Source organism: Corynebacterium marquesiae, from assembly GCF_030229635.1.
GTDB classification, from domain to species: domain Bacteria; phylum Actinomycetota; class Actinomycetes; order Mycobacteriales; family Mycobacteriaceae; genus Corynebacterium; species Corynebacterium marquesiae.
Window position 1 is genome coordinate 1 of sequence record NZ_JASPII010000024.1, and the last position, 7,871, is coordinate 7,871.

General features: G+C 64.3%; 6 protein-coding genes. 5 read left to right on the forward strand and 1 reads right to left on the reverse strand.

Going from position 1 to position 7,871, the window contains the following annotated elements; genetic code table 11:
• The first annotated feature begins 288 nt into the window (after window positions 1–288).
• Both QP971_RS11045 and tgt read left to right on the forward strand, forming a co-directional pair.
• Window positions 289–2,916 (forward strand): MMPL family transporter, encoded by a 2,628-nt coding sequence (locus QP971_RS11045; RefSeq protein ID WP_284811901.1) that lies wholly within the window; start codon window positions 289–291, stop codon window positions 2,914–2,916.
• Window positions 2,917–2,918: 2 nt separating this feature from the next.
• A complete protein-coding gene (tgt, locus tag QP971_RS11050; RefSeq protein ID WP_284811899.1) occupies window positions 2,919–4,163 on the forward strand; it encodes a tRNA guanosine(34) transglycosylase Tgt in 1,245 nt (414 codons plus the stop codon).
• Here the strand turns inward: tgt and QP971_RS11055 are convergent.
• Window positions 4,148–4,822 (reverse strand): queuosine precursor transporter, encoded by a 675-nt coding sequence (locus QP971_RS11055; protein WP_408921633.1) that lies wholly within the window; start codon window positions 4,820–4,822, stop codon window positions 4,148–4,150. The genes tgt and QP971_RS11055 overlap by 16 nt on opposite strands.
• Before the next feature lie 33 nt (window positions 4,823–4,855).
• Here QP971_RS11055 and gluQRS point away from each other — a divergent pair, with 33 nt between their 5' ends.
• Genes gluQRS through QP971_RS11070 form a run of 3 tightly spaced genes read left to right on the forward strand, consistent with a single transcriptional unit; the run spans window position 4,856 to window position 7,687 of the window.
• Window positions 4,856–5,749, forward strand: a complete 894-nt coding sequence (gene gluQRS, locus QP971_RS11060) for a tRNA glutamyl-Q(34) synthetase GluQRS (RefSeq protein WP_284788516.1) — start codon at window positions 4,856–4,858, stop codon at window positions 5,747–5,749.
• Between the two features lie 11 nt (window positions 5,750–5,760).
• The gene (locus QP971_RS11065; RefSeq protein WP_284791659.1) at window positions 5,761–7,341 is read left to right on the forward strand and encodes a cation:proton antiporter; all 1,581 of its coding nucleotides are present in this window, start codon (window positions 5,761–5,763) and stop codon (window positions 7,339–7,341) included.
• Window positions 7,342–7,351: 10 nt separating this feature from the next.
• On the forward strand, window positions 7,352–7,687 hold the full coding sequence (locus QP971_RS11070) for a hypothetical protein (protein WP_284791658.1): 336 nt from the start codon (window positions 7,352–7,354) through the stop codon (window positions 7,685–7,687).
• The last annotated feature ends 184 nt before the right edge of the window (window positions 7,688–7,871 follow it).

Genomic DNA, 7,871 nt, shown 5'->3' on the forward strand with positions numbered 1-7,871 from the left:
GTCGCGGCTGACCTGTCAAGCATCACGACGATTCCCTCAGCCACAGACTGTCAAATATGTCATGAACTCAGACACCGCCGCCACCGCACCGGGATCCCGGCCTGTTTGCGCAGGTCGGGATTTTGTTTTGCCTAATTTTCCGGCAGGTGCGCGGAATCCGGCTGGCTGGCCGCCAGCTGTGAAAACTGGGACGCAGGTGGCTTCGTGATAGGGGATTGCGGGGTATGGCCACTACACTAGGGCAAAGTTCAACCCGTCCCCCACGCGAATGCGAAGGTACATCTACCCGTGGCTAAACTGCTTTATCGTCTTGGGCGCTGGTCTTTCCTCCATAAGTGGAAGGTCATCGTGGCATGGCTGCTGCTGCTCGCCGCCGTCGGCGGTGCCGCCGCCTTGCTGATGAAACCGATGACGAGCGAGTTCTCCATCAAGGGAACCCCGTCCATCGATGCCACCTACAAGACCATGGACCTCTTCCCAGAGGGAGGCAACCCTGCCAACTCGCCCTCGGTCAACGTGGTCTTCAAGGCTCCAGACGGCCAGAAGCTTTCTGATCCCGCCAACCGCGAGGCCATCGACGCCACCATCTCCTACCTCGAGGACAACCTAGAGATGGGCGATACCACGCGCTTTGGCAACCCGCTTGAGGTCTCGCCTCGCCTGCAAGACCAGGTGATCCACCAGTTCACGGATATGGGGCTGCCGGAAGCATCCGCCCGTGCGGACGCGGACAACCTCGCCATGGTCAATGATGACGAGACCATTGCCTATACCACCTTTAATTTCGACGCCGAGTCGCCCTATAGCGTGGAGCAGGCCGACAAAGACACCGTTACCGAGGCAATGAACATTGCCCGCGACCGTGGCCTCACGGTAGAAGGCAATGGTGCTGGCTTCGGCGATGAAATCGCGGTCAATTCCACCTCTGAGATCATCGGCCTGGGCGTCGCCTTCCTCGTGCTCATTTTTACCTTCGGCTCGCTGGTGGCTTCGGGGATGCCTTTGGTGTCCGCCGTCGTTGGCGTGGGACTCGGCGCGCTGGGCATGTTCATTGCCACCCACTGGATTGAGCTCAATAATATGACCCCGGTCCTGGCCATCATGATTGGTTTGGCCGTGGGCATCGACTACGCACTGTTCATCTTGTCGCGCTACCGCGCCGAGCGCCGTCGCATGGACGGGCCCGATGCCGCAGGCATGGCGGTGGGAACCGCCGGCTCCTCTGTGGTCTTTGCCGGCGCGACCGTCTTTACTGCGCTTTTTGCGCTTCTCATTGCGCGCATTGGCTTCCTTACGGCCATGGGCTTGGCTGCCGCCGGCACCGTCGCCATCGCCGTGTTGGTCTCGCTTACGCTCATCCCCGCGATGCTCGGCTTGCTGGGCGATAAGGCCTTCAATGGCCGCATCCCCGGCGTGGCCGGCAACCCGACCCGCAAGGGCAAGCGCCGCCGTGGTCCCACCATGGGCAACCGCTGGGTGCGCCTAGTCCAGAAGGTCCCCGGCCTGGCCATGGCGTTGGTTGTGCTCTCCCTGGGCGCGATGACCGCGCCGGTGCTCCACATGGAGCTCGCCCTTCCGGCCGATACCACCTCCAATCCCGATACCACCCAGCGCAAGGCCGCCGACATCATGTCCGAGGGCTTCGGCCCCGGCGTCAACGGTCCCTTCCTCGCCGTGGTTGACGCCCACACGGTCAACGCGGATGCCGGCGCCCTCGCCCCGCTTGTCGACGCCCAATCCCAGTCCGAACCAGCCCCCGCGCCCGCCCCCGCCCCAGACGCGGAGGCCGCGCCCGAGGACGCTGCACCAGAGGGCGCTGCACCGGAAGACGTGGCACCGGAGGACGCGGCACCGGAAGACGTAGCCCCTGAGCAGCCGCAGCCGGACCAGCCCGAGGCCGAGCCGGAAATCGCCCCGGTCGCTGAGGTTGTAGATACCGCGGAAGGCGATGCGGATAATGCCTCGCCGGAGGATAAGGCCGCGCTCGCGTCCTTCCTGTACACCGCGGACCAGCTCAAGGGGCTGGGCGGCGTGAAGCACGCACAGATCGTCGGCCTGAGCGAGGACCAGCGCGCCGCGCAGATCATGGTCACCCCAGAAACCGCGCCGACGGACGCTGCGACGGTCAACGTTGCGCACGCGCTGCGCTCGGCCACCAGCGAGATCCAAGACGCCACCGGCACCGACATCGGCCTGACCGGCCTGACCGCCGTGCAGCTCGATATCACCGAGCGCCTCGAGGAAGCCATGGCGCCGTACCTGGCCATCGTCGTAGGCCTGGCCATCGTGCTGCTGCTTTTGGTCTTCCGCTCCATCCTGGTGCCGCTGGTTGCCGGCCTGGGCTTCCTGCTGTCCGTCGGCGGCGCCTTCGGCCTGACCGTCCTGGTCTGGCAGGAAGGCCTGTGGAACCTGGTTCCCGCGCCGGGCCCGCTGATTTCCTTCATGCCCATCTTCCTCATCGGCGTGACCTTCGGCCTTGCGATGGATTACCAGGTCTTCCTCGTCACCCGCATGCGCGAGCACATTTCTCGCCACCCGGAGGGCACCGGCGGGCGATATAGCGCCGTCGACGAGGCCACCATCACCGGCTTTACCCAAGGCGCCCGCGTGGTCACGGCCGCGGCCATCATTATGATTTCGGTCTTCGTGGCCTTTATTAATCAGCCGCTGCCCTTCATCCAGATCTTCGGCTTTGCCTTGGCCGCCGGCGTGCTTTTCGACGCCTTCTTTATCCGCATGACCCTCGTCCCCGCCACCATGTTCCTCATGGGCCGCGCGACGTGGTGGATGCCAAAGTGGTTGGAGAAGATTCTGCCCACCCTGGATATCGAAGGCACCGCCCTGGAAGAAGAATGGGAAGCTAAACACGCTACCCCTAGCCCAACCCCTAGCCCTGCACACAAGGAAGAAGAGTAAAGATGGACTTGAGTTTCGACGTCGGCAAGCGCCTGCCCGAAGGCCCCGGCAAGCACGGCCGCAGCGGTGTCATCCACACCCCGCACGGTGATATCCAGACCCCCGCCTTCATCCCGGTGGCCACCAAAGCCACGGTCAAGACGCTGACCCCGGAACAAATTCGCTCTACCGGCGCGCAGGCCATCCTGTCGAATGCGTACCACCTCTACCTGCAGCCGGGCCACGACATCGTGGACGAGGCCGGCGGTGTGGCCAAATTTGAAAACTGGCATGGCCCGACCTACACCGATTCCGGCGGATTTCAGGTCATGTCCCTGGGCGTGGGCTTCAAAAAGGTCCTGGCGATGGATATTGCGGATCTCAGCGATAAGGACATCCGCGCCGCCAAGAAGGAACGCATGGCGCAGGTGGACGAGGACGGCGTGGATTTTAAATCCGTCATCGACGGCTCCAAGCACCGCTTTACCCCCGAGAAGTCCATGCAGATCCAGCACGGGCTGGGCGCAGACATCATGTTTGCCTTCGACGAGCTGACCACGCTGGTTGATACGCGCACCTACCAGGAGGAATCCGTCGCGCGCACGCACCGCTGGGCCAAGCGCTGCCTGGACGAGCACGACCGGCTCACCCGCGAGCGTGCCCACCGCCCGAAGCAGTCGTTGTGGGGTGTTGTCCAAGGCGCGCAGTATGAGGACCTGCGCCGCCAAGCCACCCGCGGCCTGCTCGACCTCCACCGCGCCGCCCGCGAGGACGGCAAGCGCGGCTTCGGCGGCTTCGGCATCGGCGGCGCGCTGGAAAAGGAAAACTTGGGCACCATCGTCGGCTGGGTCTGCGATGAGCTACCCGAGGACAAGCCGCGCCACCTGCTCGGCATCTCCGAGCCGGACGATATCTTCACCGCCGTCGAGGCGGGCGCCGATACCTTCGACTGCGTGGCGCCCACCCGCCTGGCGCGCCGCGGCGGCGTCTACACCCTTGACGGCCGTATGAACCTCACCAATGCGCGCTTCAAGCGGGACTTTGCCGGCGTCGACGAGGAATTCGGCGGCTACGTATCCGAGAATTACTCCCGCGCCTACCTGCACCACCTGCTCAAGGCGAAGGAATTCCTCGCCGGCACGCTGTGCACCATCCACAATGTGGAGTTCATGATTCGCTTGGTGGATAATATCCGTGTCGCCATCGACGGCGGATATTACGAGGCCTACCGCGATGAATTCCTCGGCCGCTATTACGCTGGCAAGTAGTCCTCGCGCTTCTTCACCCACTTAATGACCGCGGCCGTCACCGGCAGCATGACGGCCTCCATCAGGGTCTTCCACACGAAGCCCACGATGACGTAATTGATAAACCCGCCCACGGTATCCACGCCGATGACCGGCGCGGCGATGGCGCAAAACAGCAGCGTATCGCCGAACTCGCCCACCACGGTGGAAGCGATAAGGCGCGCAAAGAGGCCCTTTTCGCCCGAGCGCTTCTTCATCGCGGTCAGCGTCCAGGCGTTGAGCAGCTGACCCACCAGGTAGCCGGCCAGCGAGGCGGCCAGAATCTGCGGCATCAGACCAAGCGTGGCGGCGAAAGCCTCCTGGCCCTCGTAGAAATCGGCCGCCGGCAGCCAGATGGCGATATAGAAGCACACGGCCGCCAGGATGGCCATCGCGAAACCAATATAGACTGCACGCCGCGTGGATTTGAAGCCATAGCACTCGGAGAGCACGTCGCCGACGATATAGGCCAGCGGGAAGAGGAAGAAGGCACCGTCGGTAACCAGCGGGCCGAGCTGGACGCCCTTAGTGGCGTTGATATTAGAAATCAGGAAGGTCACCACAAACACGGTGACCAGCCAGGGGTAGAGGGTGGAGCGGACGGGAATGAAGCGCACCTCAGCGCCGGTTGACTTTTCCATGCCTGCCATTGTGCCAGCCCGTAGACTATGGGCATGAATTCCGCGACCACCGGCGCCGGCCGTTACGCGCCAAGCCCCTCGGGCGATCTGCACTTTGGCAACCTCCGCACGGCGCTTCTGGCGTGGCTTTTCGCCCGGTCGACGGGCAGGCGCTTTGTGGTGCGCGTGGAGGACATCGATAAGCAGCGCTCCTCCCAGGAAGCGGCCGAGCGTCAGCTCGCGGATCTGCGCGCGCTCGGGCTGGACTGGGATGGCGAGGTCATCTACCAGCACGACCGCGACGCCGCCTATGAGCAGGCCCTGGCCCAGCTGCCCACCTACGAGTGCTATTGCTCCCGCAAGGATATCCGTGAGGCCTCCCGCGCCCCGCACGCCATTCCCGGCCAGTATCCGGGCACCTGCCGCAACCTCACCGAAGACCAGCGCGCGGCCAAGCGCGCCGAGCTAGCGGCCCAGAATCGCCAGCCTGCCCTTCGCCTGCTTGCCGACGTCCCCACATTCACCATCCACGACGCCCTCCACGGCACCTATACGGGCGACGTCGATGACTTCATCCTGCGCCGCGGCGGCCAAGACACCGGCTGGGCCTATAACTTGGCCGTTGTCGTCGACGATGCCTATCAAGGCATCGACCAGGTGGTCCGCGGCGATGATCTGCTCTCCTCCGCGCCGCGCCAGGCTTATCTCGCCTCGCTGCTCGGCATCGAACCGCCAGAGTACATCCACGTCCCGCTCGTGCTCAATGCATCCGGCGAGCGCCTAGCCAAGCGCGATGGGGCGGTGACCATGCGGGAGATGGGGGAGGAGGGGGACGTCGTCAAGCAGTTGGCGGCCTCGCTGGGGTACGAAGCTCACAGTGCCGCGGAGCTGCTCGCGCAATTCGCGCCCGACCGTTTAAGCCCTGAGCCTTATATCTGGCGGGGGTAAAATCTGGGCCCATGGACGTTCTTCTGGTGCTCATTGGGCTCATGCTGCTGACCGTGTTCGTCGTCGCCATCGGTGACAAGATTGGGCTGCCGTGGCCGGCTCTGCTGACGATCATTACCGCCTGCGCGGTCTTCGTGCCCGGCCTGCCCCAGTTCGAGCCGCCCACCGAGCTCATCCTGCCTATTTTCCTGCCGCCGCTGCTGTGGGCGCTGGCTCGGCGCACCTCGTGGGGTGTTATCCGCGAGCAATGGGTGACTATCTTGAGCCTGTCCGTGCTTTTGGTGGTCGCCACCACGCTGGCCGTCGGCGCTACGGCTTACGCCTTCCTGCCCGGCATCAGCCTCGCCGCGGCCATCCTCATCGGCGCGGCCATCGCCCCGCCGGACCCCGTCGCCGTCGACGCCGTGGCCGAGCCCGCCGGCATCCCGCGGCGCATCATAACTACTTTGCAGACCGAGGGTCTGTTTAACGACGCCGCCTCCATCGTCGCCTTCAATCTCGCACTGACGGCCGTAACCCAAGGCGATGATCTCTCCTTTGGCGGCGGCGTGTTCAACTTCTTCTACTCCGCATTCGTCGCGGGCGGCCTCGGCTGGGGCGTCGGCCGGCTGGTGGCGCTGTTTATTACCCACGTCCACGACGTCACCGCGCGCAACGCGCTGACCTGGGTGACGCCGTTCGCCGTCTACCTCATCTCGGAGGAACTCGGTGCCTCCGGCGTTATCGCCGTGGTTATCGCGGCCGTAGAACTTAATTCCCGGGCCGATATCCAGGCCGAGGACCGCCTGTCCGGCCAGTCCTTCTGGGAGACCATCGAGCTGCTCTTTACCGGCGTGGCCTTCGGACTCATTGGACTGACGGTGAATACGGCCATCGCGGAAGTCGGCTCGGACCTGTGGCACTCCGTGGTGGTGGGCGTCATCTTGTCCCTTGTGGCCTTCGTCGTCCGCTTGGTGTGGATGTACATCTATTACCGCATCAACGTCTCCCGCGGCCGCCCGCGCGTGGCGCCGCTGCGCCTGCAGGAGGTGCTGCTGATGACCTGGTCCGGTATGCGCGGCCTCGTCACCCTGGCGCTGGTTTTGTCCATCCCGGCCGGCGTGTTCAGCTTCCACCACGAGCTGGCGGTCATTGCACTGACCGTCTTGCTGGTCACGATGGTGGTGCCCGGCCTGCTGCTGCCGTGGCTGATGGAGCGCCTCGATCTTACGGAGGCCTCCCAGATTGCCAGCGATAAGATGCGCGCCGCCGTGGTGGGCCGCGCGCGTGCGGCCAGCATCGAGGCCTTGTCACACTTCCGGCCTGATGGGCATATAGCGCCCGACGCCGAAAAGGTTGATCCGGAAATTTCCGCCAATGTTATCCAGTGGCTGGAAGACCGAATTGGTGATGGCGAGGATGTGTCCGAAGACTCCCGCAAGCAACGCGCCTGGCAGGCCCGCCACGTGGCTCTGGAGGCCCGCCGGACCGCCCTGACGGCCGCACAGGAGGAGCTGCTGCGCATGCGCGGTTACCGCGCCTATAACCCGGCCATCGTGGACGAGGTGCTCGAGGAAATTGACCGCATGGTCTTGGGCACCAAGCGCCACTAGGCTGGGCGGCATGGATCCCTTCGATTATGCGCAGCTTGAGGACGCGCTGGATTACCTCTACGACTTCCTCGAACAGGACCTAGCTGACCGCGTGCGCGCCGAGCGCGAATTCGTTCCGGCCGGACTGGAGGGCCTGCTTGCCGACGACTCCCTCGACGACTACGTCTGGCTCTGGATCAAGGACCCAGGCCCGAATGGCTTCCGGCAATACCTGCGCGATGGGGGCTATTCCGAGGCCGAAGTCTCCCAGGCTTTCCTCTGGGCGCGCACCGAGTGGGGGATGAATACGCCGCCGCACGTCGCATGGCTGAAGGCGGATGGCTACGAGCCGCCGGTCATCGATTAGGGATGAGGGGAGCGGCGTCGGCAAGCGCGGCCGCGCGCCCGTATACAACAAAAATCCCGACTCCGTGCTGTGTAGCAGGAGCCGGGATTTCCTCTGGCGGAGGATGTGGTGTCTGAGTTCATGACATATTTGACAGTCTGTGGCTGAGGGAATCGTCGTGATGCTTGACAGGTCAGCCGCGACA

Bases quoted from the DNA above. Each gene is read 5' to 3' on its own strand.
- QP971_RS11055 (WP_408921633.1), bottom strand. From the start codon at position 4,822: ATGGAAAAGTCAACCGGCGCTGAGGTGCGCTTCATTCCCGTCCGCTCC.
- QP971_RS11065 (WP_284791659.1), top strand. From the start codon at position 5,761: ATGGACGTTCTTCTGGTGCTCATTGGGCTCATGCTGCTGACCGTGTTC.
- tgt (WP_284811899.1), top strand. From the start codon at position 2,919: ATGGACTTGAGTTTCGACGTCGGCAAGCGCCTGCCCGAAGGCCCCGGC.
- gluQRS (WP_284788516.1), top strand. From the start codon at position 4,856: ATGAATTCCGCGACCACCGGCGCCGGCCGTTACGCGCCAAGCCCCTCG.
- QP971_RS11070 (WP_284791658.1), top strand. From the start codon at position 7,352: ATGGATCCCTTCGATTATGCGCAGCTTGAGGACGCGCTGGATTACCTC.